Here is a 23,116-nt window from a genome sequence, read left to right on the forward strand (position 1 = left end):
GCCTTTGCCCATGCCCGGAATCCGCCCATGCGCCAGGTTTTGCTCATTGTCGATGTCCAGTCCACCTTCAGCCCGCCCGAGTGGCTGGTCGATGGCCTGCGCCGGTTGTCGGCGAACATCCCCACCATCGCCTCGGTCGAGTTGCACGACGAACAGGTCACGCCGTTCGAGCGCCAGCTTGGCTGGCACCCGGCGGCCGAGGACGACAGCCTGGTCGAGGCCGACCAGGTGTTCGTCAAGCATGGCTACGGGCAGAGCGCCGAGGCTATCGACTACATCAAGAAATTGGGTGTGGAGCGCGTGCTGGTATGTGGGTTGCAGACCGAAACCTGTGTGCTGGCCGCCGGTTTCGCCCTGTTCGATGCGGGGCTGATGCCCACCCTGGTCACCGACATGACGGTAGGCTCTTCGCTCGACAGGTCGGGCAAGCTGGGCATCGACCTGTGGAAGCATCACTTCCGCCAGGTCACCACCTCGGCCGAGGTGCTCGCAGAAGTGGCTGTACCAGGCTAGCGCTTGCAGGCCCATTCTCATAGAACTGCACTAACTCATTGAATTAGCAGGGACCCTGTGGGAGCGGCTTTAGCCGCGAACACCGGCGCAGCCGGTGCCATGCACCGCGTTGGATTCTTCGCGGCTAAAGTCGCTCCCACAGGGTACGAGGATCGCTTGCGAATTCAGTTATCTGTGCGACAGCGCAGCCCAAAGGGCTGGGTAATCTCCCACAGGTTAAAGCATGGTCTTATCGGGCCGTGGTGATCGTGTGGGAGCGGCCTTGCGTCGCGAAAGGGCTGCGTAGCGGCCCCAGGATCTCGGCATCACAGCCGAAATTGCCGGGGCCGCCTCTCATAGAACAACACATAACTCATTGAGTTGGCAGTGACCTTGTGGGAGCGGGCGTGTCGAGGCGTCGAACCGCCGCGAACACCGGCGGAGCCGGTGCCAGGCACCGCGTTGGATTCTTCGCGGGCACGCCCGCTCCCACAGGGGAACACCTACATGCGAACTTGCAAGGACAGGCCTCAGGCCACATCCACCAGCACGATCTCGCTGTCCTCGATGGCGGTCACCCGCAGCACCTCCTCCTGCTCGATCGCCACGCCATCGCGCGCCTTGGCACGCAGCCCGTTGACCTCCACCAGCCCCTTGGCCGGCACCAGGTAGCCCCGGCGTGCGGCATCGAGGCGGTACTCGGCAGTTTCACCGGCACGCAGGGTGGCAGCCACCAGCCGCGCATCGGTGCGGATCTGCAGGCTGTCCTCATCGCCCGCACGGCCGCTGGCCAGGGTCACGAAGCCTTCGCCACGCTCACCTTTGGGGAACGGCCGGCTACCCCACTGCGGTGCTTCGCCAGTGCGCTCCGGCACGATCCAGATCTGGAAAATACGCGTGTCGACGTCTTCCAGGTTGTACTCGCTGTGCACGATGCCGGTACCGGCGCTCATCACCTGCACATCCCCGGCTTCGGTACGGCCTTTGTTACCCAGGCTGTCCTGGTGGCTGATCGCACCTTCACGCACATAGGTGATGATTTCCATGTCGCGGTGCGGGTGCGGCGGGAAGCCGCTGCCAGCAGCGATCAGGTCGTCGTTCCACACCCGCAGGTTGCCCCAGTGCATGCGGGCCGGGTCGTAGTACTCGGCAAACGAGAAATGATGGTGGGCGTCGAGCCAGCCGTGGTTGGCGTGGCCGAGGCTTTCGAACGGTCGCAGTTGCAGCATGGTCGTGCTCCTCGAATCAGTGGAATGAGGCCATGATGCGTCAAAGAAGCATCGAAAATAAGCGTAAATATCGGCTTAAAATAATCAGTAAAATAGATTGATGGCGATGGAGTGTTTTATCCGCTTCATCGCCTAATCCACTGATCTGCAAGCATTCGCTGGCGATTTTTTGTCGATGCGGCGAACATGCCCGCTGATTTTGTTTTTCAACGGAGTGACCGTGGCCCACGAGCAACCCCAGGCCCCCGCCGACCTTACCCCTCCTGCCCAACTGCCCTGGTTTCGCCGCCTGGCGGCCCGCCTGCTGGGGCGCGGCCTGACCCGCCTGCATGCCCAGCACCGCGACTCCTGGTTCCTCGGCCACGCCAGCGGCCAGCGCAGTGGCCATGCCGATGGCGTGCGTGAAGGGTTCGAACGCGGGCGGGTGGAAGGTTATGAGGCCGGGCGCCAGGTGCTGGTGATCCGCGATACCCGGCCCGACACCGCCGCGGTGCCGGGCCGGGATGACAACCTGTTCGATGACTGGCGCCTGCCCCTGACTGCCGAGCTGAAAAAGCGCTTCAAGGCCGATGTCGCCCAGCGCCTGCCCGCCGAGGCGCAACCCAGTGCCGCGCAATGGAAGCTGATATTCAGCGACACACCGTCCACCTGCGTGGTGGCAGGGGCCGGGGCGGGCAAGTCCACCTCGCTGGTGCTGCGCATCCTGCTGTTGCGCCACTACCTGGGCTACGAGCTGGATGCGATGACCGTGGTCACCTTCACCCGCGAGTCGCGCAAGGACTTCATCAAGCGCCTGTTGCAGGTGTTCGCCCTGTGGCAGATCAACCTGCAACCGCTGCAGGCCCGCGAGCTGGTGCGCACGTTCCATTCGCGCATCCTGCCGCTGGTGCGCAGCCTGCCGGGTTTTGGCCAGGTGCGCGCGTTCGAAACGCTGGGCAACGAGATGCCGGCCGGGCGTGAGGCCGAGGCCGAGAGCAACCCGTTCGACCTGCGCCTGAACGATGCCCAGCGCCAGCAACTGAACCAGTGCTACAGCACGCTGCTGGGCGAGAGCCCGCGTTTTGCCGAGCTGGTCGGCCTGTTGCGCAGCGAAGCCCTTCAGCTGAAGCCGCTGGACCCGAACAACCCCGATGTGCAGAAGCGCGCCCAGGTAACCCAGCTGGCTGCCCAGCGCGACGAAGAGCTGTGCGACGTGATCGAAGACCTGTGGTTCGCCGCCGGCGCCTGGCCGATCAAGGGCATCGAACCCTGCCGCGAAACCATCCAGATCCGTGGCAGCCGCTTCCATGTGCATGGCCGTCTGGCTGGCCAGGGGCCTTTGCTCGTGCTGGGCTTCGACCCGGCGGAAAGCGCGCAGTACCAGCGCCCCGGCGCCAAGCTGGCAGTGCGCGCCGAGTGGGCGGTCAAGCGCACCCTGTTGCAGGCCTTCTGCGACCAGCCGCTGATCTGGCTCGACAACTACGCCATGGCCCGGCGCCTGGCAGCCTCGCTGGCCGGTGATGCCGTGGCCGGCCCCGGCTTCGAATACAAGGTCAAGGGCGAGCTGGCCCCGGCGCCGCTGCTCGATGCCTTTGTCGGTGCGGCGAACTTCATCGAGAACCTCGGCCTGGAGGTGAACACTGCCGTGGCGGCGATGAGCTTCCCGTCCGGCGACAGCGATGCGCTGTTCTTCGAGGCCCTGGCCCTGTACTGGAAGGCCCTGGAGGCGCACCTGCTGGACCAGTCGCCGCCGGTGATGAGCTACAACCGCATGTTCGCCTTGTTCGGCGAGAACAACCCGGAAAACCTGCAACTGCTGCCCGACCCGTTGCTGCGGCCGCTGGCGCACCTGATGATCGACGAGTTCCAGGACGTGTCACCGCAGATCGTCAGCTGGCTGCGCGCCAGCCTCGCCGAGATCCGTCGTCGCGGCCCGGCGATGCACACCGGGCGCCATGCCCAGCATTCGTCGCTGCTGTGCGTGGGCGACGACTGGCAGTCGATCTACGGCTGGCGTGGCAGTTCGCCCAAGTACTTCATGGAGTTCACCAAGGCCTTCCCGTCGCCGGCCAACACCCGGGTGATGCTGGTCGACAACTACCGTTGCCAGCAGCAGGTGATCGACGCGGCCGAGCATCTGGTCAAGGGCACCCCGGCGATTGCCGGCAAGAAAGCCCGGGCCAGTGGGCCGGCGGCCGAGTTGCCAGACTCGCCGGTCAAGGTGTTCGACCGTGACGAGGCAGCCCTGGGTGAAACCCTGATCGAGCACTACCAGCGTGGCGAGACGGTGATGATGCTGTACCGCAAGGGCAGCGACAGGGCGCTGATGAACGAACACCTGCAAGGCGTGCTGCACGCCGAGGCGGCGTTGCCGGCCGAGCAGCGCCGGCTGCGCCAGTTGACCTACCACAGTGCCAAGGGCTTGCAGGCCGATGCAGTGTTCATGCTGGGCGACTGCCAGTACCTGACCAGTTCACCCTACAAGAACCAGGTGTATCGCCAGGCCGGGCTGGGCAAGGCCGGTGATGCCCAGCCGTTCGATACCGCGCAGAAGGAAGAGGTGCAGCGCCTGGCCTATGTGGCGGTAACCCGCGCGGTCAGGCACTGCTATTGGCATGTGGAGGCGGCCAACGCAGAGGCGGCGGCAGCGCCGCGTGCGTCGAGCCAGGTGGATGGGCGGCAGGCCTTCTTCGAAGACCTGCGTGGTCATTGATCAGCGTTCAGGCGTCGAGGACGTCCTCTTGCCGGGTAAGGCTCAGCAGTAGCCCTGCTTCCACCTCCTGCTGTGCCTCGGTCAAGGCTTTCGTAGTCCTGACATAGGCTTGCTCATTGAGAGGAACCCGACGTAGCGTGCCATTTTCGTCCAGTGCAGGGTCAGGCATTTCCGGGGCCAATGCACGTAATATCGCGTCGTCCAGGTGCGTGACCGGCTCCTGAGTTTCATCCAGGCAATAGAACAGGTAATCGAGGCCCGGCCGCCAGAAGTCGGTAATGGCTTCGAACTGGCTGGCATATTGGCGCTTGAGGTAGTCAGCCCAGACCGGCTGTTGGCTCATCCACTGCTGTCGGGCGGAGGAGTCGGCATCGAGTTCGAGCACAGCAGCGCGGACGTTGTCGACGATTTGCTGGTTTATGTTGGCGAAATGGCGATAAATCATGCCGCTGCTAGGTTCGGGGAAATCGAGTTCTTCGGCCAAGGACTGGCGCAGTGCCAGGCGAACTTCGATATCGTCGACCCGTTCTCTGGCCAGGACCGCATCAGGGATTGCCGCAGGGACATCCAGCACGTCAAGGTCCGGTAACTGACCGGCATCTCCACCTAGCGCCGCCCTGCGCACGATGCGATGCGTGCTGATGCGGTCCGCCAGTTCGTTGACTTTTTCGCGACGATACAGCTTGCGGTAAAGGTCGAGCAGCGGCTTGGCCGTACCCCTTGCCAACCCTGAGGCCTGGCTGGCCAGCAACTCTACTTCCAGGGCGCTGAATGCATCGGCGCCGGCATCACCGCAAGCGGGTGGGAAGGTATGCGCCACCTCGTTCAACCGCTCGCGCAGCGCTGTATCCTCGTGGGCCTGCTTCAACAGTGCCCACACTCGGGCACGCAGGCCTTGCGGATCCCTTTGCGCTTCCAACGAGTAGGTCAGGCGCTCCAACACCGTTTGCAGGTCGCCATTGTCGTTCTGGTCGAACAGGTCGGACCACATCTGCTGCTGCTGGTCGGTCGCGGCGTCGCGCCAGAGCCCTTGCCACTCCTGCCTTTCGGGCGTGTGCTCGAAGATATTGACGCCGCTGGCTCTCAGGCGCCTGGCCGACTCGGTCTCCAGATCGTTGTAGTTGAAGAGCCAGCGGCGCTCGGGCAAGCGGGCGGCGACGTCCCGCGCATAGGGGCTGCGCAGGATACCTTCGAGGTCTGGAACATGGTGAATGCGGTTGGATGAGAGGTCCAGGTAGCGCAACTGGTACTGTGGCTGATTCATCAAGGTGGTCAGGCCAGTAGGAAATGCCTGCAAATGAGCGTTGGACAGGTTCAGGCGCTGCAGCCGCGCCATGTAGCGCACATCAGGCGCGTGCTGCAGCGGGTTGAAGTCCAGGTCCAGTTGCTGCGGATGGATCATGTCCTGAAAGCGCGTGGCGAGGTTTTCATCGAGTGTGATGCCATTGTGCCCCAGCCTCAGGACATCCAGTGGCCGGCCGCAGAGGAAAGTCATTGTCGCTTCATCCAGTGTCAGCTGGTTGCGGCGCAAATTCAGTTGGCGCAGGTCTGGCATCGCCGCCAGCACACGTTGTGCGGTGGGTGAGAGGGTAGCAAGGGTGTTGTTGGTCAGATCCAGCGTGCGCAGCCTGGGCACCGCTTCAAGTGCCTCGAACAGTGCTTGCGCGTCGATTGTACGGTTGTTGGTCACTTCCAGCACTTGCAGGTTGGGGAAGCGTGACAGGAACGCCCTGTCCAGTCGTTGCAGTTGCAGCTCGTCCAGCTTGAGTTCACGGATGTGGGGCAGGCTGGCTGTGATCGCTGGCAACTCGCCTAACTGCATTCGCTCCAGCACGAGCGTGTCCAGGTTGCCGGGGCCCTCCCGCCGCCAGGCAGCCTTGAGGCGGTCGGCGCATTGTTGTCGCTCGAAGCGCTGGCTGATGTTGCGTGCGGTCAGGTACCACGTTTCCAGATAGCGTTTCAGATCTTGCCACTCTGCCTGCAGTTGCCGCACCGCCGCGCCCAGGTCACCGGTCTGGCTCAGTTCGGCTCTCAAGGCGCTGATCTCGTTGCTGTTCAGTGAGGGGAAAAGTGACTTGAGCCGGCGTGTCGCGGCGCTTTCGCCGAAAGGGCCTGCTCCTCGGCCACTGAGCGGGTAACCGATTCGCCCATGTGCCAGGCGCATGGGCGAGCGAAAGCCTGGCCTGATTGGCTGCTGGCCGAGCAGCACGGCGCAGCCCGAGCGGTCGGCGAGGGCGCTGGCGAACAGCTCGGCTTCACTCGCCTGCGGCTGTTCGGCTACCAATGCATCACGCAGCAGTTGGCTGTCGGCATTGGCCAGGTCTGCTCGGTACAGGCCGGTCAAGGCACGATCGAGGCGGGCACGGGCCTGCAGGTAGCGGGCTTCTTCAGCCACGCGCAAGGGCACGCGCCCGTTCTTCAGGCGTTCGCGTTCGGTGCTGTCGGCATGCGCGACGAGTTCTTCCAGGGCATTGTCAGGCAAACCGGGGAACTGGCGGCCCAAGGTCTGCGCTTCGTCGCCAAGCGGTGCGCGATGGCTTTCCAGCATGCTCGCGAAGACTTCGCGACGACGTGCTGTCAGGTGGTTGGCCAGTAGCTCGTTCAGGGCGCCCGGGCGCTGCTCTTCTGGCGTATCGGGTAGCAGCTGCTGTATGACATCTTCATCCATCTCTGCCAGGACAACCTTGCTCAGTTCGCCTTCGTCAAGCTCCCCGCGGCCGATCTCGATCTGCAGCGTGTCGGCTTTTGGCTGCGCACCGAAGTAGACGGCGTCCCCCCATTTTTCGGCACCGGTGAAGACCTTCAGCCTGTAGTTCGTGGGCCAGCCAGGCAGCTGTACCAGTTCCGGTAGCGCGAAGTTCATATGTGCAGCCAAAGGCTGGCCATGACGTACCCGGGTGATGATGCCCTCCACGTCGTCAGCCAGTCGCAGGCGCAGCAAGGTATCGGCCAGCAGAGCCGGCGGCCGCGAGCCGGTGACCTGGCTGCGACGCAAGGTGTCTGCGTCGACGTCGGTAATGCGCAAGGCGGCAAGTTTCTCCGATGCATCCAGCCCCTGGCCGAACCGGCCCAGTCCCTCGAGCAACTGCGCATCGTCCCATTCGAGCGGGTTGTCGCGGGCCAACTGCCAGCGCTGGTCGCCGAGGTAGCGCAAGGCCGGAGTGTAGGCATCGGGGGCGTCCGGGTGACGCACATGCCACTGTCCATCGGTTTCGAACACCTCATACAGTTTGCCTTGAAGCCAAACGTGGGTTTTGCCACCGATGATGTAGAGCCCTTGGGCATTTTTCTGCACACCCTCCGGCAACGAGTTCGAAGTGCTGTAAGGGCCCATGTCGGGGTGCCAAAGCCGTTCGCGGCCACCTTTCCAGACGCTTTCCAGCGCATCGACGAACCCTGATGCCTTGACCGCGCTGCTGCCGACGGCAAAACCGGCGATCACGGCGGCATTGATGGCCAGTGACTCGAGTTGTTGCAGCGCTTCCTGGGTATCGCCTTCTTCCCAGGCTTCGAACCCGGTGAACACCGAATCCATGAGGTCGTAGGCAAATACCCCAAGCATCGCGGCATCCAGCCCAGGCACGAAGAAGGCGGCCACGTTCAGTACGTTCATGCCTGCGTCCAGCCAGTGCTGCAGCCGCTCCTTGCGTGCCTTGGCGTCGGCATCCGCGGTCGGTACCGCGATCGTTCTGGCGTTCGCCTTGATGCGGCGCTTGTGGTCGTTGTAAAGCACTTGCCAGATGGGAAAGGCCAGGCGGGTTCGCTTGAAGTGCAGCTCAGGCTTGTTCTTGGGTTTGCGCGTGGAGGTGCCATGCTCGAACAGGGCATTTTCGAGCTTGCGGCTGAGTTCGACTTGGTTGTCCTTGTCAGCGAAGCTGATCAAGTGCTGGCGAAACGTGGTTTGCAGCAGGCGTTGACGTATGTGAGTGCCGGCCTGTTGCAAAGAAGCGAACTCCCTCACCGGGTGTTGGGCATCCTGGGGAATGTAGAGCATGCAGGGGTTGGTCTGGTCGGCTTCATCAGGGCCTATCAGCAGTACGCCATGAATCGGGATGCCGAGCAGGCTGAAGCGCCAGCAGCGAAGTTTGTGTTCGCCGTAGCGCGGCGTACTTTCGTTGTCGCATAGCTGTACCAGAGCATCGTGGCCTTTGAGCGTCACCAGGTTCTTGAGGTAAGCGATCATTGCCTCGGTTTTCAGTGCCTGCTGGCTTGCATCGATCCACTGCTGTTCGATTGCGGCCTTTCTGGCGCCTTCATAAATACCCTGCAGGTGGTCTTGATACTGCTGGCCCAGGTCCAGGCTTCGGCAAAGGTTCACGAACGCTTCGGGCTCGAGCCCGGGCAGTGAGGCGACGTTGTCCGGGCCAAGGGTCAGGGTGTCGAACGGGCCCACTTCGTCGGGTCCTTCGAAATTGTGCAGTGCGGCCTCCAGCAGCGAGCGCTTCTGTGGAGGCCCTTCGGGGCGCTTGATGTACGTATCGTCACCGCTTGAAAAATCGAGGCCTGGGACATTTACCAGCGTGGTGTACACCTTGAACGGCTGGTGCAGGTACTGGGCTTTGTCCACTTCGACATCCGGGCCCAACCGGCCCTCGAGCAAAGGCTTGCAGAATTCGCTGATCTGCCTGAAGTCATCGAGCAAGGCTTGCAGCGCTTTGAACCCGGCATTGCGGGCGCTGATCAGCTGTCGTAAACGCGCTTTGTCTTCATCGCTGGCTGCAGCGTACCAGGCGTAATGCGAGCCGTTTTCGTCGAGGTAGTCCTTGCGCACGCTCTGCACGACGCGGCGGGTATGGTCGGGGTGCATCGTTCGGCACCAGGTAGGCAGGTTACGGACAATCTGGGCCTGATGGAAAGGCACGGGTGTGCTGGTCATGCTGAAGTCTCCGTGGTCAATGGAGGCGCCAGTCGACAGGTTTCGCCTTGGCATGCGGTGGTATTTAGTTGAATGCGCAGGTCGGTCCTGTGCACGAGAGCGTCGGTAGGGGAGCAGCGCGGGCAGGGCTGTTGGGAGATGGTGGCGCAAGGCATGGGGTAGGCATGTCGTGTGGATGACGCCGGCGTGTGGGGTATGGGTCGGTGTCATGTGATGCCTGGCCATGGGCCGGCGCTCTATCAGGGAGAACTACGATGCATTCGCTGTGCAGTCCCAAGGATCACCTGCTGGACCTCGACGGTATTGAAATTGCGGTACGGACCTGGGGGGCGGAGGATGGCATCCCGGTGCTGGCCCTGCATGGCTGGCTGGACAACGCCGCCTCGTTCGAGCGCCTGGCACCGATGCTCGACGGCTGCTTCGTGGTCGCTCCCGACCTGGTCGGCCACGGCCGCTCGGACCATCGCCGCCACGACAGTGGCTACTACCTGTGGGAACATGCCGAGGACATGCTGGCGGTGGCCGACAGCCTGGGCCTGGCGCAATTCCATGTGCTGGCCCATGGCATGGGCACCGGGGTGGCGTCGCTGCTGGCGGCCATGACCAGCGGTATTGCCAGCATGACCTTCCTCGACGGCATGGGCGCACCGTTCACGGTGGCCGAGGACGACCGCGTGCAGCACCTGGCCAGGGCCTACCGGCTCAAGCGCATGGTGCAGCGCAGCCAGTTGCAGGGTTTTGCCGAGCCGGACGTCGGCCGTTTCGAGGACCTGGACACAGCCTTGGAACAACGCCGCGAGCGCCTGGATACCGGGCTGTCGGAAGAAGCGGCACGGCTGCTGGCGCTGCGCGACCTGCTGCAGCTGGGCGAGGGCTATTGCTGGCGCCACGACCCACGCCTGGTGCTGCCCGAACCCATGCCGCTGACCGAGCGCGAAGCCTGCGACCTGCTCAGCCAGATCCGTTGCCCGTTGTACCTGCTGTTCGGCCGCCAGGGGGCATTTACTGGTGAAGCCTTTACCCGGCGCCAGGCGGCCTTGCCCAGCCAGGCGAAGATCTCCTGGCATCCGGGCGGGCACCACTTCCACCTGGATGCGCCGGACCGGGCGCTGGTCGATCAACTGCTGCGCATCCTGGCCCGCCATGAAGGGGGCGTGCTGCAACGGTTGGTAAACGAGTAACTGGATATGGTCATGCCATGCGCACGTGGGCTATGGTGGTGAATCTCATCGGGCTTGCGTGATCCCCTGTGGGAGGTTGTCCAGCTCTTTGGGCTGCGCTGTCGCGCAGATAACTGAATTCGCAAGCGATCCTCGTACCCTGTGGGAGCGGCTTTAGCCGCGAAGAATCCAACGCGGTGCATGGCACCGGCTGCGCCGGTGTTCGCGGCTAAAGCCGCTCCCACAGGGGCCCTGCTAATTCAATGAGTTATGTGCAGTTCCATGAGAGCGGGCGAAGCCCGTGTCATTCACCGCAACGCCTGATTCGCGGGCACGCCCGCTTCCGCAGGAATCCAGCGGCCACAAGGAGCCTTGGCATGCGACCATTCGTCATCAAGCATATCGACCACCTCGTCCTGCGGGTCAGCGACCTGGAGCGCAGTGTCGCTTTCTACACCCAACTGCTCGGCTGCACGGTCAGCCGCGTGCGCAAAGACCTGGGTATGGTCCACCTGGCCACGGGCACGGCGATGATCGACCTGGTGACCCTGGACGGTCCCTTGGGCCAGCCTGGTGGGGCGGCACCGGGGGCCGAGGGGCGCAACCTGCACCATTTCTGCCTGCGCATCGAGCCGTTCGACGAGGCTGCACTTACGGCCTACCTGCAAGCTGCGGGGGTTGAAGTCGAACCTGCCGAAAAACGCTATGGCGCCGAAGGCGAGGGGCTGTCGCTGTACTGCTACGACCCTGATGGCAACCAGGTCGAGCTGAAAGGGCCGGCACCGGCAACGGAGGCTCCATGAGCAACCTGCACACCCGCGAGCACTGGATCGACACCGCACAAGGCAAGCTCTTCGCCCAGGAATGGGCGCCGCTGCAGGCGCAGGGCGCGCCTATCGTCCTGCTGCACGATTCGCTGGGTTGCGTTGCTCTGTGGCGCGAGTTCCCGGCGCAGCTTGCGCAAACCACCGGGCACCGGGTAATCGCCTACGATCGCCTGGGCTTTGGCCGCTCCGACGCCCACCCCGGCAGCTTGCGCCTGGGCTTTGTCGAGGACGAGGTACAGCAGGGGTTCACGGCGCTGCGCGAGCATTTTGGCATTGGCGATTTCATTGTCTTCGGCCACAGCGTTGGCGGCGGCATGGCCGTGGCCTGTGCGGCGGCCTTCGCCAGCCAGTGTGTGGGGCTGATTACCGAATCGGCGCAGGCGTTTGTCGAGGCCCGTACCCTTGAGGGCATTCGCGTGGCCGACCAGCAGTTTGCCGAACCCGGGCAGCTGCAACGGCTGGAGCGCTACCACGGCGGCAAGGCCGAGTGGGTATTGCGTGCCTGGGTGGACAACTGGTTGTCCGAGCACTTTGCCGACTGGAGCCTGGATGCGCTGCTGCCGCAGGTACGCTGCCCGCTGTTGAGCCTGCATGGCGACAACGACGAGTTCGGCTCGCCGGCACACCCCGAGCGGCTGGTGGCGCTGGCTGGCGGCCCGGGGTTGATGCGCCTGCTGCAAGGTTGTGGCCATGTGCCGCATCGGGAGCAGGCCGAGCGGGTACTGGCGGAAGTCCTGCAGTTCTTGCGCTGACCTTTCTCCCCAGGCTCACGCGATCCTACACGGATTGCGCGAGGCTCAAGTGGATATCCCGGCAAAGCCTATTATGCTTCAGTTACCTTGCTGCGATCCGAGGCGGCCTGCCTCGTCGTGCTTCGCATATCCAAAGCAAGCCCCCCAGGGCCTGGGTGCGATGGTGAAAAAGATTTGAGGTGCTCCCGGCCTGCATGACGACAAGACGGAGGCACCCCATGGCGGTTCTCGACAGCACATCCACGGGCAGCGCGCCCCAACGCGGTATCACCCGGGAGGAGCGCAAGGTCATCTTCGCCTCATCCCTGGGCACGGTATTCGAATGGTACGACTTCTACCTGTACGGCTCCCTGGCGGCGATCATCGCCAAGCATTTCTTTGCCGGGGTCAATGAAACCACCTCGTTCATCTTCGCCTTGCTGGCCTTTGCCGCCGGCTTTGCCGTGCGGCCATTCGGCGCCATCGTGTTCGGCCGCCTGGGTGACATGATCGGGCGCAAGTACACCTTCCTCATCACCATCGTCATCATGGGCCTGTCCACCGCTGTGGTGGGCCTGTTACCCAGCTATGCCACGATCGGCGTGGCCGCGCCGATCATCCTCATCAGCCTGCGCCTGCTGCAGGGCCTGGCATTGGGTGGCGAGTACGGCGGCGCGGCCACCTACGTGGCCGAGCATGCACCCAAGGGCCGGCGCGGTTTCTTCACCGCCTGGATCCAGACCACTGCCACTCTGGGGCTGTTCCTCTCGCTGCTGGTGATCATGGCCTGCCGCACGGCCATGGGTAACGAGGTATTCGAGGCCTGGGGGTGGCGGGTGCCGTTCCTGCTGTCGATATTGCTGCTGGCGATTTCGGTGTACATCCGCATGCAGCTCAACGAGTCGCCGGTGTTCATGAAGATGAAGGCCGAGGGCAAGGCGTCCAAGGCGCCACTGACCGAATCGTTCGCCCGCTGGGACAACCTCAAGGTGGTGATCATGTCGCTGCTCGGCGGCACCGCCGGCCAGGCCGTGGTGTGGTACACCGGGCAGTTCTATGCGCTGTTCTTCCTGTTGCAGATGCTCAAGATCGAGCCGCAGACCGCCAACCTGCTGATTGCCGGTTCGCTGTTGATCGGCACACCGTTCTTCATCTTCTTCGGCAGCCTGTCCGACCGCATCGGCCGCAAGAAAATCATCATGGCCGGTTGCATCATCGCCGCGCTGACCTACTTCCCGATCTTCAAGGCACTGACCCAGTACGGCAATCCGGACGTGTTCGTCGCCCAGGAGCAGAACCCGGTAGTGGTGATGGCAGACCCTGCCCAGTGCGCGTTCCAGTTCGACCCGGTGGGCAAGGCCAAATTCACCAGCTCGTGCGATATCGCCAAGAGCCTGCTGGCCAAGCGGGCCATCCCCTATACCAACGAAGCGGCCGAGCCTGGCAGCGTGGCGCAGATCCGCATTGGTGAACGGGTGCTGCCAAGCTTTGATGGACGCAGCCTGGCGGCAGCGGACTTCAAGGCACAGAGCGACGCCTTCACCGCGACCTTGAGCGGAGCGTTGAAGGAAGCCGGCTACCCGGAAAAGGCCGACCCGGCGAAGATCCACTACCCGATGGTGCTGTTGCTGCTGACCATTCTGGTGATCTACGTGACCATGGTCTACGGCCCGATCGCGGCCTGGCTGGTGGAGCTGTTCCCGGCGCGTATCCGCTACACCTCGATGTCGCTGCCTTACCACATCGGCAACGGCTGGTTCGGCGGCTTCCTGCCGACCGTGGCGTTTGCCATGGTGGCGGCGACCGGGGATATCTATTACGGCTTGTGGTACCCGATCGTGATTGCGGTGATGACGGCGGTGCTGGGGATCTTCTTCCTGCCGGAGACCAAGGATCGCGATATCAACCACACATGAAGGTTTAGGCTGCCAGTACCGGCTTCTTCGCGGGCTTGCCCGCTCCCACAGGGATACCACTGTGCCCTGTGGGAGTGGGTTCACCCGCGAAGAGGCCGGTACAGTCAACCCATCAGTCGAAATAGCCACGCAACCCAAAGGCATACCCGGTATCCACCCCGGCAGCCTCGCCCCGGCTCCAGCGCTTCTTCAACACGAACTCGAACGCCGGCTCGTACAGCCCGTCCCGCACCAGCGCACCCGCCAGCACCTCCACGTCATACCAGCCATTGTCCAGCTCGATGATCGGCCGCCCCGGCACCTGGTAGCGCGCCATCAGGTCACCCAGTGTCTTGGGCGTGAAGTGCTGCAGGATGCGCCAGGTGTACAGCATCAGCGCACCGTGCTCGACCTGCAGCACATAGCCATTGCGGCGGTGCTTGAGGCGGCTGCCGGGTTCGCGCAGAGCCGGGGTGTGGTTGTCCAGGGTGAACAGGATGCGGTAGGGCAGGTTATCGACCCCGGCCAATGGCAGCACGATCCCTTCACGCACGGCCTGGTCGCCGCTGTCGCCATGGGTGAACGCATGGGCCAGGTCGTCGGGCAATTCATGTTGTTGCTTGAAGCGCTCGAGCAGCTGGATATCGCCGAGCAGAAAGTAGTCGACCAGGTCGTTGAGCACTTCGCTGAATTCGTGGCGCATCTGTTTTCCTTGTTGGTGCGCATGAGGGCAATGGCAAATGTAGCACTTCAGATTGGCTTCAGATTGCCCCCTGATACTGCCCCCGAGACCTGACTTGAAAGGGGGACAGCCATGACCCAGGCAGACAGCGCCAGCCTGTTTCCACTGGCTATCGGCAACCACGGCGATCGCCTTGCCCACATGACACTGAAACACCCGGGGGAGCCGGGGCGCGACGAGCTGGAACAGTTCATTCACGCCCGCTTTGCCTGCGCGCACCACGCCGACGTGCAGCACTACCTGCCCGAACTGCTCGGCCTGCATGACAGCCACGGGCGCCTGATGGCCGCTGCCGGCATACGCCTGGCCAGCAGTGGCCCGACCTTCATCGAGCGTTACCTGGATGAACCGCTGGAAGCGGCCGTGACCCGGCTGTCGGCCAGCCCGGTCAGCCGTACGCAGTTGGTCGAAGTGGGCAACCTGGCCGCGCTCAGCGCCGGCAGCGCGCGGATCATGATCATTGCCGTGACCTGGTTGCTGGCCGCTCGCGGCTTGCAGTGGGTGGCCTTCACCGGTGCCGCGACCCTGGTCAACAGCTTTCATCGCCTGGGCCTGGTGCCCACGGCGCTGGCCGTGGCCGACCCTGGCCGGCTGAACGGCGATGCCGACAGTTGGGGCAGTTACTACGCGCAGCACCCGCAAGTGTTCGTCGGCAACATCGACTACGGCCATGCAGCCCTGGCCCGCGGCGGCGTTTTCGAGCGGCTGGGCTTGCCCGCGAGCGTGCAGGAGGCCGGCCATGCCGCGTGAATGCCAACTGTTCAGGGAAGTGTTGCACCTGCACGCTCGTCACCGAGGGGCGCAACCGGCGTTGCTGGGCCTTGGCGGGCCGTTCACCTATCAACAATTGCTGGACGAGGTCGAGCAACGCCAGGCCTGGTTGAGCGCGCAGCCATCGGGCACCTTCGCCCTGGCCCTGGAGAACGGTCCCGAGGCGCTGTTCTGGGACCTGGCAGCGCTGTTCGCGGCCCGCCCCATCGTCATCCTGCCGGCGTTCTTCAGCAGCGCCCAGCGCCGCCACTGCCTGGCACAGAGCGGGGCGGTGCTGGCGCTGGCCGACGAGGCTTTCGCTGACGACTTGCACGCCAGCGGCTTCACTGCCAGTGAGCGCTTCTGGAGCCGGCGGCCGCCAGCGGCCGCACCCTTGCCACTGGGTACCGCGAAAGTCACCTACACCTCCGGTAGCACCGGTGCACCCAAGGGCGTATGCCTGAGCGCCGATGCCATGCTGCGGGTAGCGCGTGAACTGGAGGCCGCCAGCCGGCCCACGGCGCCAGGCAAGTACCTGGCGGTATTGCCCCTGGCGGTGCTGCTGGAGAACCTGGGCCTGTACGCGGCCCTGCTGGCCGGGGCGAGCATTGCCCTGTACCCGCAGACGCAACTGGGCTTTCGCGGTGCCAGCCAGGTCGACTTCAAGCAATTGCTGGGCGCCATCGCCTTGAGTGGGGCCGAAAGCCTGATCCTGGTGCCGCAACTGCTGCTTGGGCTGGTCACTGCCATCGAGCGCGGCCTGATGCGGGTCGGCCCGTTGCGCTTCGTGGCGGTGGGCGGCGCGCGGGTGGCACCGAGCCTGCTGGCCCGGGCCAAGGCTGTCGGGCTGCCGGTGTTCGAGGGCTATGGCTTGTCCGAATGCGCCTCGGTGGTATGCCTCAATCGCCCCGGGGCGCACCGCCCGGGCAGTGTCGGGCGGCCGCTGCCGCATGTGCAGGTGCGCATTGCCGAAGACGGCGAAGTGCAGGTGGCCGGTTCGGCGTTGCTCGGCTACCTGGGCGAGCCGCCCTTCAGCGAGCCGTGGTTGCCGACCGGTGACCTGGGCCACTTCGACAGCGACGGTTTCCTGTACCTGGCCGGGCGCAAGAAGCACCAGTACAGCACCAGCTTCGGGCGCAACGTCAACCCCGAGTGGGTCGAGGCCGAACTGACCCAGGGCGGGGTGATCGCCCAGGCGTTCGTCCACGGCGAAGGCCTGGCGCACAACCTGGCGCTGATCTGGCCGCTGGACCCGCAGGCTGACGACCACACCCTCGAACAGGCCATCCGTCAGGCCAATGCCGGCCTGCCGGACTATGCCCGGGTGCATGCCTGGCGGCGCCTGCCCGAACCCTTGAGTGCCGCCGGGCAAACCCTTACCGCCAACGGCCGGCCACGCCGCGAACAGATCCTGCGGTGTTACCAGTCCCTGTTATCCGACCTTCAATGACCCACGAGGTTTGCCATGCTTTTCTTCGATACGCTGCAGCAGGAAACCGCCGACGAGCGTACGGCATTGTTCAGCGTCCCGGTCATCCGCGACGCGCTGGCCGGCAAGGCCAGCCTCGAGGCCTATGTGGCCTTTCTGACCCAGGCCTACCACCACGTGCGGCACACCGTACCCTTGATGATGGCCTGCGGGGCCCGTTTGCCGGCGCGGCTGGAGTGGCTGCGCGGCGCAGTGTGCGAGTACATCGAGGAGGAGTACGGCCATGAGCGCTGGATTCTCGATGACATCGCCGCCTGCGGTGGCGACCCCCAGCAGGTGGCGGGCGGCCGCCCGGCATTGCCTGTCGAGCTGATGGTGGCCTTTCTCTACGACCAGATTGCCCGTAGCAACCCGGTCGGGCTGTTCGGCATGGTCAACGTGCTCGAAGGCACCAGCATTGCCCTGGCCACCCAGGCTGCCGGTACCCTGCAGGGCAGCCTCGGCCTGCCGGACCAGGCGTTCAGCTACCTGAGTTCCCATGGCGCCCTGGACCAGGACCACATGGCCACCTACCGTGGCCTGATGAACCGCCTGGACCAAGCCGAGGACCAGCAAGCAGTAATCCACGCTGCCAAAGTGGTGTACCGCCTGTACACGGCCATGTTCGAAGGGCTGCCGCGTAACGCGCAGCAGGAGGTACAGCATGCGCTTGCCTGATTGCGTGGCGGTGCTCACCGGCGCCAGCGGTGGCATCGGCCTGGAGCTGGCGGACCAGCTTTGCAGCGCCGGGGGCCGCGTACTGGCGGTCAGCCGGCAGCAGGGCAAGCTGGCCGAACTGATGGCGCGCTACCCCGGCCAACTGCGTTGGCAGCAGGCCGACCTGCGCTGCGCCGAAGGCCGCCGTGACGTGCTGGAGGCGGCGCGGGCGATGGGCAGTTGCAACCTGTTGATCAACGCCGCCGGGGTCAACCGCTTCGCCTTGCTCGAACAGATGGACGAGGCCGCCCTGGACGAGTTGTTCGACCTCAACATCAAGGCCGCCGTGCAGCTCACCCGCCTGTGCCTGCCGTTGCTGCGCGCGCAGCCCAGTGCGTTGGTGGTGAACGTGGGGTCGATCTACGGCTCGATCGGCTACCCCGGCTATGCCACCTACTGCGCCAGCAAGTTTGCCTTGCGCGGGTTCTCCGAGGCATTGCGCCGCGAGCTTGCCGACACCTCGGTGAACGTGCTGTATGCCGCACCGCGCACCACCCGCACGACGATGAACAGCAGCGCCGCGCAGGCCCTGAACCAGGCGTTGAAGGTAGGCGTCGATGACCCGCAGGATGTCGCCCGGGCAGTGCTCGACGCGGTGCAGGCCGAGCGCAGCGAACTGTACCTGGGCTGGCCGGAAAAACTCTTCGTGCGCCTTAACGGCATGCTGCCGGGCGTGGTCGACCGCGCCCTGCGCAAGCAACTGCCGCTGATCCGCCGCTACAGCACCTGGCACAGCAAGGAGTCGAGCAAATGAAACGACTGATACTGGCCGGCCTGCTGGCCATCGCCCCGTTCACCTGGGCCCTCGACCAGAACGGTACCCAGCAACTCAATGCCATCCAGCAGCGCTGGGCGGTTATTCGCTACAACCTGCCCGAAACCCAGCGTGCCGGGGCGTTCGAGGCCCTGGCGGTACAGTCGGCGGCGTTGGTGCGCCAGCACCCGGGCTCGGCCGAGCCGCTGATCTGGGACGGCATCGTCAACAGCAGCTGGGCCGGTGCCACCGGCGGGTTGGGCGCGCTGGGCAAGGTCAAGGCCGCCCGCGCCAGCCTGGAAAAGGCCCTGGCCATGGACCCCAAGGCCCTGCAGGGCTCGGCCTACACCAGCCTGGGCGCGCTGTACGACCAGGTGCCCGGCTGGCCGCTGAGCTTCGGCGACCAAGCCAAGGCCGAGGCCATGCTGCGCCAGGCGCTGGCGATCAACCCCGACGGAATCGACAGCAACTACTTCTGGGCTGACCACCTGTACCGGCAGAACCGCTACGACGAAGCCCGCGCCGCTCTGCAAAAGGCGTTGCAGGCACCGCCCCGTCCCGGGCGGGAGCTGGCCGACCAGGGCCGGCGCGGTGAAATCGATGCTTTACTCAAAGCGATCAAGGACAAACAGGATTAAGCATGCGCCTGCTGCTGGTAGAAGACGATGCCGCGTTGGGGGAGGGGATCTGTGACGGCCTGCGCCGCGAGGGCTATACCCTCGACTGGCTGCAGGATGGCGCCAGCGCCTTGCATGCCCTGTGCCACGAGGAATTTGACCTGGCCATTCTCGACCTGGGCTTGCCGCGCCTGGATGGCATCGAGTTGTTGCGGCGCCTGCGTGCGGCCGGGAAGAGCCTGCCGGTGCTGGTGCTGACCGCCCGCGACGCCACCGAGGACCGCATCGCCGGGCTGGACGCCGGCGCCGACGACTACCTGGTCAAACCCTTCGACCTCAACGAACTCAAGGCCCGCTTGCGGGCCTTGCTGCGGCGCAGCAGTGGCCGTGCGCGGGTGTTGATCGAACACGCCGGGGTGTGCCTGGACCCGGTCAGCCAACAGGTGCACTACCAGGGCCAGCCGGTGGTGCTCACGCCCAAGGAATACCTGCTGCTGCACGAATTGCTGGCCCAGCCGGGCAAGGTGTTCACCCGCGAACGCTTGACCCAGTTGCTGTATGGCTGGGATGAAGAGCCGGAGAGCAACACCCTGGAAGTGAACATCTACCACCTGCGCAAGAAGCTGTTCAACGGCCTGATCCGCACCGTGCGCGGGATTGGCTACCTGGTGGAACGCAAGGCATGAGCTCGCTGCGCCAACGCACCTTGTGGCGGGTGATGCTGCTGTTGCTGGTCGGCAGCGGGTTGCTGGCGCTGTACAACTACCACGACAGCCGCCACGAAATTAACGAGGTGTACGACGCCCACCTGGCGCAGAACGCCCGGCTGCTGCAGGGCATCATGAGCCTGCCGGTGCAGGAGCAGAGCCGTGACGAGTTGTACCGTGCCTTCGACGAGGCCTTGAGCAAGGCCGGGCACCACAAGGTGGGGCACCGCTACGAGAGCAAGCTGGCCTTCCAGGTGTGGGCCGACGACAACGGGCTGCTGGTGCACACGCCCAGCGCCCCCCAGCTGGGGCAGGCGCCGCGGGTGCCAGGGTTTGCCGACGTGGTGGTGGACGGGCGCCGTTGGCGCAGTTTCGTCTTGCCGGTGCCGGAAAAACACTGGGTGATCTGGGTGGGCGAGCGCAATGACGTGCGTGACGACCTGATCGAACGCATCGTGCGGCACACGCTGTTGCCATTCCTGTTCGGCAGCCTGGCCCTGGCCTTGCTGGTGTGGGCGGCCATAGGCTGGGGGCTGCGGCCGCTGCAGAACATGGCCAGGGTGATCCGCGCCCGCCACGCCGAGTCGCTCGAGCCGTTGCAACTGGTGCCGTTGCCAAAGGAGCTGGAACCGATGCAGGCGGCGATCAACCGCCTGCTCGGGCAGATCGATGACCTGCTGCGCCGCGAGCACCGTTTCATCGCCGACGCTGCCCACGAGATGCGCACGCCCTTGGCCATCCTGCGCCTGCATGCGCAGAACGCCCTCAATGCAGACAGCGCTGCCGAGCGGGACAAGGCCCTGCAGTTCCTGATGGGCGGTGTCGACCGCCTTGCCCGGGTGGTCAACCAGCTGTTGACCCTGGCCCGCCTGGAGCCGCGGCCAGGCCGGCGTGACTGGCCGCGGGTGGACCTGGAGGGCGTGGTGGCCGAGACCCTGGCCGAGCTGACGCCATGGATTCTGGAGCGCGGGCTGGAGCCTTCGCTGGACATCGCTGCCGGCGACTACCACTTGCACACCGACGCTGGCGCGCTGGGTATTGCCTTGCAGAACCTGGTGGCCAATGCCGTGGACCATTCACCGGCAGGCGGTCGGGTCACCGTGACACTGCAGCGCGAAGGGCAGGCCTTGCTGGTCAGTGTCGATGACGAAGGGCCGGGCATCGCCGAAGTCGACCAGCAGCGGGTGTTCGAGCGCTTCTACAGCAAGGGCTCGACCAATGGCGCCGGGCTTGGGTTGTCGATCGTCAGCACCATCATGACCCGCCTGGGTGGCAGCGTGCAGTTGCGCAACCAGGCGCCACACGGGTTGCGCGCGACCTTGCGCCTGCCCGTGGGGTCCTGAACATCGCTAGTGTTTCTGGGCGATCTGGATCAGGTTACCGCAGGTGTCATCGAACACCGCTACGGTGACGGGCCCCATGTCGGTGGGCGTCTGGGTGAACTGCACGCCTGCCGCGCACAGCCGGGTATATTCGGCCTGGATGTCACGCACGCCGAACGAGGTGGCGGGGATGCCATCCTGCTTGAGCGCGGCCTTGTAGACCTTGGCGGCCGGGTGCGCGTCGGGTTCGAGCAGCAGCTCGACGCCGTTGGGGTCGTTGGGGGAGGTGAGCGTCAGCCAGCGGTGTCGGCCCATGGGGATATCGTGCTTGGGCTCGAAACCGAGTACGTAGTGGTAGAAAGCCAGGGCTTTGGCCTGGTCGTCGACGAGGATGCTGGTGACCACGATCTTCATAAGCGCACGCCCTATGTCTGGAGCCGATGAGTACTAGTAAAGACAATCAGGGGTATTTGACCAGCGGGCTGCCAGGCTCCTGTGGGCTTTAGCCGCGAACACCGGCGAAGCCCGTGCCATGCGCCGCGTCGGATTCTTCGCGGCTAAAGTCCCCCTACAAAAAACCTGCTCAAGCCATAGGTAAATCCTTCATCACCCGGCCCCCACCCAGCCGCTGCCAAGGGTAAAGTGACAGGCATGATCCCAGCGCGCCCAGACCGGCGTCAGAGAGGTGCCCGTGGCGGCCTACACATTGCGACAACTCAAGTACTTCGTCACTACCGTCGAGGCCGGCAGCGTGGCCGAGGCTTCACGCCAGCTGTACATCGCCCAGCCTTCCATCTCCACGGCCATCAAGAGCCTGGAGGAAAGCTTCGGCGTGCAGCTGTTCATCCGTCACCACGCCCAGGGTGTGTCACTGACGCCCAGCGGCAAGCGCTTCTATGCCAAGACCAAGTCGCTGCTGCAGATGGCCCACGAATTCGAACAGAACGCCCTGGCCGACAACGACACCGTGGCCGGGCAAATCGACATCGGCTGCTTCGAAACCGTGGCACCGCTGTACCTGCCGCGCCTGATCGCCGGCTTTCGCCAGCGTTACCCGGGGGTGGATATCCGCCTGCGCGACGGCGAGCAGCAGGACCTGATCCAGGGCCTGACCGCCGGTACCTTCGACCTGGCGTTCCTCTACGACCATGACCTGGACGGCACCATCGAGGCCGAGCCGCTGATGCCGCCGCAGAAACCCTATGTGCTGCTGCCCGAGAACCACCGCTTCGCCGGGCAGGCCCAGGTGTCGCTGCGTGACCTGTGCCCGGAGCCGATGATCCTGCTGGACGTGGCCCCCAGCCGTACCTACTTCGTCAGCCTTTTCAACGAAATGGGCCTCACGCCCAACATCGTCTTCAGCTCGCCGTCGATCGAGATGGTGCGCGGCATGGTCGGGCAGGGCTTCGGTTTTTCGCTGCTGGTGACGCGGCCGCACTCGGAGTACACCTACGACGGGCAACGCCTGGCCATGCTGGATATCGCCGAGCCAGTGGCGCTGTCAGGGCTGGCGGCGGCCTGGTTGAAGCGGGTGCAGCTGACCAAGCCGGCGCAGTTGTTCGTGGAGTTCTGCCGGGAGCAGCTGGCGAAGTTCTGATACGGGCACGCCGTGCAGGAGCATGGCGTGCCCGTTGGTCAGGGGTTGACCTGATAGCCGCGCCCTTGCAGGCACCCGGCATAGGCACTGGCATGAGCCTGGGCTTTCGCTTCGTCCTGGCCGCGCCGGTCCTGACGGCGGTCCTGACGCTGGCGCATGCCACCGACCGCAGCACCGGCGGCGGCCACTTCGCCGGCGCGGTTCTGCCGGTATTGCTCTTTGGCATCGTCACCGACCCGGTCATACAGCTCGTCGTGCTGGTTGCCGCGCACCTGCGCGCCTGCCGCACCGGCAACCGCGCCGGCCGCGGCACCGCGTACCCGGCCACCGACATGGGGGTCGCTGGAGGTCGCGGCACTGTTCGCGGCATTGGTCGCGACGGTATTGCAATCATTGATATCCAGTTGCATCTGCTGGCTGCTCTGGCCCTTGAGCGGCACCACCGACTGCGCCTGGGTTGCCGATGCCGCGCACAGCAGCACCAGCAGGCAACTCCACGTCATCGTACGCATGGCAAACCTCCAGCGGGTGGGGATCCCG

19 protein-coding genes are annotated in these 23,116 nt (G+C 64.7%); 14 read left to right on the top strand and 5 right to left on the bottom strand.

Features of this window, described 5'->3' with window-relative positions:
- The first annotated feature begins 27 nt into the window (after positions 1-27).
- Positions 28-513: an isochorismatase family protein gene (locus CAG00_RS01500; RefSeq protein WP_085592701.1), complete on the top strand. Its 486-nt coding sequence runs from the start codon at positions 28-30 to the stop codon at positions 511-513.
- 509 nt (positions 514-1,022) lie between these two features.
- On the opposite strand, the gene CAG00_RS01505 is transcribed toward CAG00_RS01500, so the two are convergent.
- On the bottom strand, positions 1,023-1,721 hold the full coding sequence (locus CAG00_RS01505; protein WP_085663271.1) for a pirin family protein: 699 nt from the start codon (positions 1,719-1,721) through the stop codon (positions 1,023-1,025).
- A gap of 175 nt (positions 1,722-1,896) precedes the next feature.
- Here CAG00_RS01505 and CAG00_RS01510 point away from each other — a divergent pair, with 175 nt between their 5' ends.
- The gene (locus CAG00_RS01510) at positions 1,897-4,413 is read left to right on the top strand and encodes a UvrD-helicase domain-containing protein (RefSeq protein ID WP_085663272.1); all 2,517 of its coding nucleotides are present in this window, start codon (positions 1,897-1,899) and stop codon (positions 4,411-4,413) included.
- 7 nt (positions 4,414-4,420) lie between these two features.
- Here the strand turns inward: CAG00_RS01510 and CAG00_RS01515 are convergent, their stop codons facing one another.
- Positions 4,421-9,289, bottom strand: coding sequence for an NEL-type E3 ubiquitin ligase domain-containing protein (locus CAG00_RS01515; RefSeq protein WP_371915760.1), 4,869 nt, complete (start codon positions 9,287-9,289; stop codon positions 4,421-4,423).
- A gap of 254 nt (positions 9,290-9,543) precedes the next feature.
- On the opposite strand from CAG00_RS01515, the gene CAG00_RS01520 reads away from it, so the two are divergent.
- From CAG00_RS01520 to CAG00_RS01535, 4 genes are all read left to right on the top strand, one after another.
- Positions 9,544-10,470 carry an alpha/beta fold hydrolase gene (locus CAG00_RS01520; protein WP_085618479.1) on the top strand — a complete coding sequence of 309 codons (927 nt, stop codon included), beginning with the start codon at positions 9,544-9,546 and terminating at the stop codon, positions 10,468-10,470.
- Positions 10,471-10,826: 356 nt separating this feature from the next.
- Positions 10,827-11,252, top strand: coding sequence for a VOC family protein (locus tag CAG00_RS01525; RefSeq protein ID WP_085663274.1), 426 nt, complete (start codon positions 10,827-10,829; stop codon positions 11,250-11,252).
- Positions 11,249-12,028: an alpha/beta fold hydrolase gene (locus CAG00_RS01530; RefSeq protein ID WP_085663275.1), complete on the top strand. Its 780-nt coding sequence runs from the start codon at positions 11,249-11,251 to the stop codon at positions 12,026-12,028. The genes CAG00_RS01525 and CAG00_RS01530 overlap by 4 nt, the downstream gene beginning before the upstream one ends.
- A 218-nt stretch (positions 12,029-12,246) precedes the next feature.
- Positions 12,247-13,923 (top strand): MFS transporter, encoded by a 1,677-nt coding sequence (locus CAG00_RS01535; protein WP_085663276.1) that lies wholly within the window; start codon positions 12,247-12,249, stop codon positions 13,921-13,923.
- Between the two features lie 112 nt (positions 13,924-14,035).
- On the opposite strand, the gene CAG00_RS01540 is transcribed toward CAG00_RS01535, so the two are convergent.
- Entirely contained in the window at positions 14,036-14,605 is a 570-nt protein-coding gene (locus tag CAG00_RS01540; RefSeq protein WP_023662794.1) for a hypothetical protein, read from the bottom strand.
- Between the two features lie 111 nt (positions 14,606-14,716).
- On the opposite strand from CAG00_RS01540, the gene CAG00_RS01545 reads away from it, so the two are divergent.
- From CAG00_RS01545 to CAG00_RS01575, 7 genes are read left to right on the top strand one after another with little or no spacing between them, the layout of a single operon-like run.
- Entirely contained in the window at positions 14,717-15,394 is a 678-nt protein-coding gene (locus CAG00_RS01545; RefSeq protein ID WP_085663277.1) for a thermostable hemolysin, read from the top strand.
- Complete coding sequence (locus CAG00_RS01550) at positions 15,384-16,844, top strand: AMP-binding protein (protein WP_085663278.1); 1,461 nt, start codon at positions 15,384-15,386, stop codon at positions 16,842-16,844. The genes CAG00_RS01545 and CAG00_RS01550 overlap by 11 nt, the downstream gene beginning before the upstream one ends.
- 15 nt (positions 16,845-16,859) lie before the next feature.
- The gene (locus CAG00_RS01555) at positions 16,860-17,540 is read left to right on the top strand and encodes a TenA family transcriptional regulator (protein ID WP_085663279.1); all 681 of its coding nucleotides are present in this window, start codon (positions 16,860-16,862) and stop codon (positions 17,538-17,540) included.
- Positions 17,527-18,333, top strand: coding sequence for an SDR family oxidoreductase (locus CAG00_RS01560; RefSeq protein WP_085592678.1), 807 nt, complete (start codon positions 17,527-17,529; stop codon positions 18,331-18,333). The genes CAG00_RS01555 and CAG00_RS01560 overlap by 14 nt, the downstream gene beginning before the upstream one ends.
- Complete coding sequence (locus tag CAG00_RS01565; protein ID WP_085663280.1) at positions 18,330-18,971, top strand: tetratricopeptide repeat protein; 642 nt, start codon at positions 18,330-18,332, stop codon at positions 18,969-18,971. The genes CAG00_RS01560 and CAG00_RS01565 overlap by 4 nt, the downstream gene beginning before the upstream one ends.
- A 2-nt stretch (positions 18,972-18,973) precedes the next feature.
- The gene (locus tag CAG00_RS01570) at positions 18,974-19,636 is read left to right on the top strand and encodes a response regulator (RefSeq protein WP_075044829.1); all 663 of its coding nucleotides are present in this window, start codon (positions 18,974-18,976) and stop codon (positions 19,634-19,636) included.
- Positions 19,633-21,000 (top strand): sensor histidine kinase, encoded by a 1,368-nt coding sequence (locus CAG00_RS01575; protein ID WP_075044830.1) that lies wholly within the window; start codon positions 19,633-19,635, stop codon positions 20,998-21,000. The genes CAG00_RS01570 and CAG00_RS01575 overlap by 4 nt, the downstream gene beginning before the upstream one ends.
- A gap of 6 nt (positions 21,001-21,006) precedes the next feature.
- Here CAG00_RS01575 and CAG00_RS01580 read toward each other — a convergent pair whose 3' ends face one another.
- Positions 21,007-21,393 carry a VOC family protein gene (locus CAG00_RS01580; RefSeq protein WP_085663281.1) on the bottom strand — a complete coding sequence of 129 codons (387 nt, stop codon included), beginning with the start codon at positions 21,391-21,393 and terminating at the stop codon, positions 21,007-21,009.
- Positions 21,394-21,670: 277 nt separating this feature from the next.
- Between CAG00_RS01580 and CAG00_RS01585 the strand changes: the two genes are divergently transcribed.
- Complete coding sequence (locus tag CAG00_RS01585) at positions 21,671-22,576, top strand: LysR family transcriptional regulator (protein WP_025338637.1); 906 nt, start codon at positions 21,671-21,673, stop codon at positions 22,574-22,576.
- A gap of 38 nt (positions 22,577-22,614) precedes the next feature.
- Here the strand turns inward: CAG00_RS01585 and CAG00_RS01590 are convergent, their stop codons facing one another.
- Entirely contained in the window at positions 22,615-23,088 is a 474-nt protein-coding gene (locus CAG00_RS01590) for a YMGG-like glycine zipper-containing protein (RefSeq protein WP_025338638.1), read from the bottom strand.
- Positions 23,089-23,116 lie beyond the last annotated feature (28 nt).

It is taken from the genome of Pseudomonas sp. B5(2017), from assembly GCF_002112825.1.
In the GTDB taxonomy this organism is placed as follows: domain Bacteria; phylum Pseudomonadota; class Gammaproteobacteria; order Pseudomonadales; family Pseudomonadaceae; genus Aquipseudomonas; species Aquipseudomonas putida_Z.

Coding starts and splice junctions, on each gene's coding strand:
- CAG00_RS01570 (WP_075044829.1), top strand. CDS start 18,974: ATGCGCCTGCTGCTGGTAGAAGACGATGCCGCGTTGGGGGAGGGGATC.
- CAG00_RS01590 (WP_025338638.1), bottom strand. CDS start 23,088: ATGCGTACGATGACGTGGAGTTGCCTGCTGGTGCTGCTGTGCGCGGCA.
- CAG00_RS01500 (WP_085592701.1), top strand. CDS start 28: ATGCGCCAGGTTTTGCTCATTGTCGATGTCCAGTCCACCTTCAGCCCG.
- CAG00_RS01565 (WP_085663280.1), top strand. CDS start 18,330: ATGAAACGACTGATACTGGCCGGCCTGCTGGCCATCGCCCCGTTCACC.
- CAG00_RS01530 (WP_085663275.1), top strand. CDS start 11,249: ATGAGCAACCTGCACACCCGCGAGCACTGGATCGACACCGCACAAGGC.
- CAG00_RS01575 (WP_075044830.1), top strand. CDS start 19,633: ATGAGCTCGCTGCGCCAACGCACCTTGTGGCGGGTGATGCTGCTGTTG.
- CAG00_RS01510 (WP_085663272.1), top strand. CDS start 1,897: ATGCGGCGAACATGCCCGCTGATTTTGTTTTTCAACGGAGTGACCGTG.
- CAG00_RS01555 (WP_085663279.1), top strand. CDS start 16,860: ATGCTTTTCTTCGATACGCTGCAGCAGGAAACCGCCGACGAGCGTACG.
- CAG00_RS01505 (WP_085663271.1), bottom strand. CDS start 1,721: ATGCTGCAACTGCGACCGTTCGAAAGCCTCGGCCACGCCAACCACGGC.
- CAG00_RS01520 (WP_085618479.1), top strand. CDS start 9,544: ATGCATTCGCTGTGCAGTCCCAAGGATCACCTGCTGGACCTCGACGGT.
- CAG00_RS01545 (WP_085663277.1), top strand. CDS start 14,717: ATGACCCAGGCAGACAGCGCCAGCCTGTTTCCACTGGCTATCGGCAAC.
- CAG00_RS01515 (WP_371915760.1), bottom strand. CDS start 9,289: ATGACCAGCACACCCGTGCCTTTCCATCAGGCCCAGATTGTCCGTAAC.
- CAG00_RS01540 (WP_023662794.1), bottom strand. CDS start 14,605: ATGCGCCACGAATTCAGCGAAGTGCTCAACGACCTGGTCGACTACTTT.
- CAG00_RS01535 (WP_085663276.1), top strand. CDS start 12,247: ATGGCGGTTCTCGACAGCACATCCACGGGCAGCGCGCCCCAACGCGGT.
- CAG00_RS01560 (WP_085592678.1), top strand. CDS start 17,527: ATGCGCTTGCCTGATTGCGTGGCGGTGCTCACCGGCGCCAGCGGTGGC.
- CAG00_RS01580 (WP_085663281.1), bottom strand. CDS start 21,393: ATGAAGATCGTGGTCACCAGCATCCTCGTCGACGACCAGGCCAAAGCC.
- CAG00_RS01550 (WP_085663278.1), top strand. CDS start 15,384: ATGCCGCGTGAATGCCAACTGTTCAGGGAAGTGTTGCACCTGCACGCT.
- CAG00_RS01525 (WP_085663274.1), top strand. CDS start 10,827: ATGCGACCATTCGTCATCAAGCATATCGACCACCTCGTCCTGCGGGTC.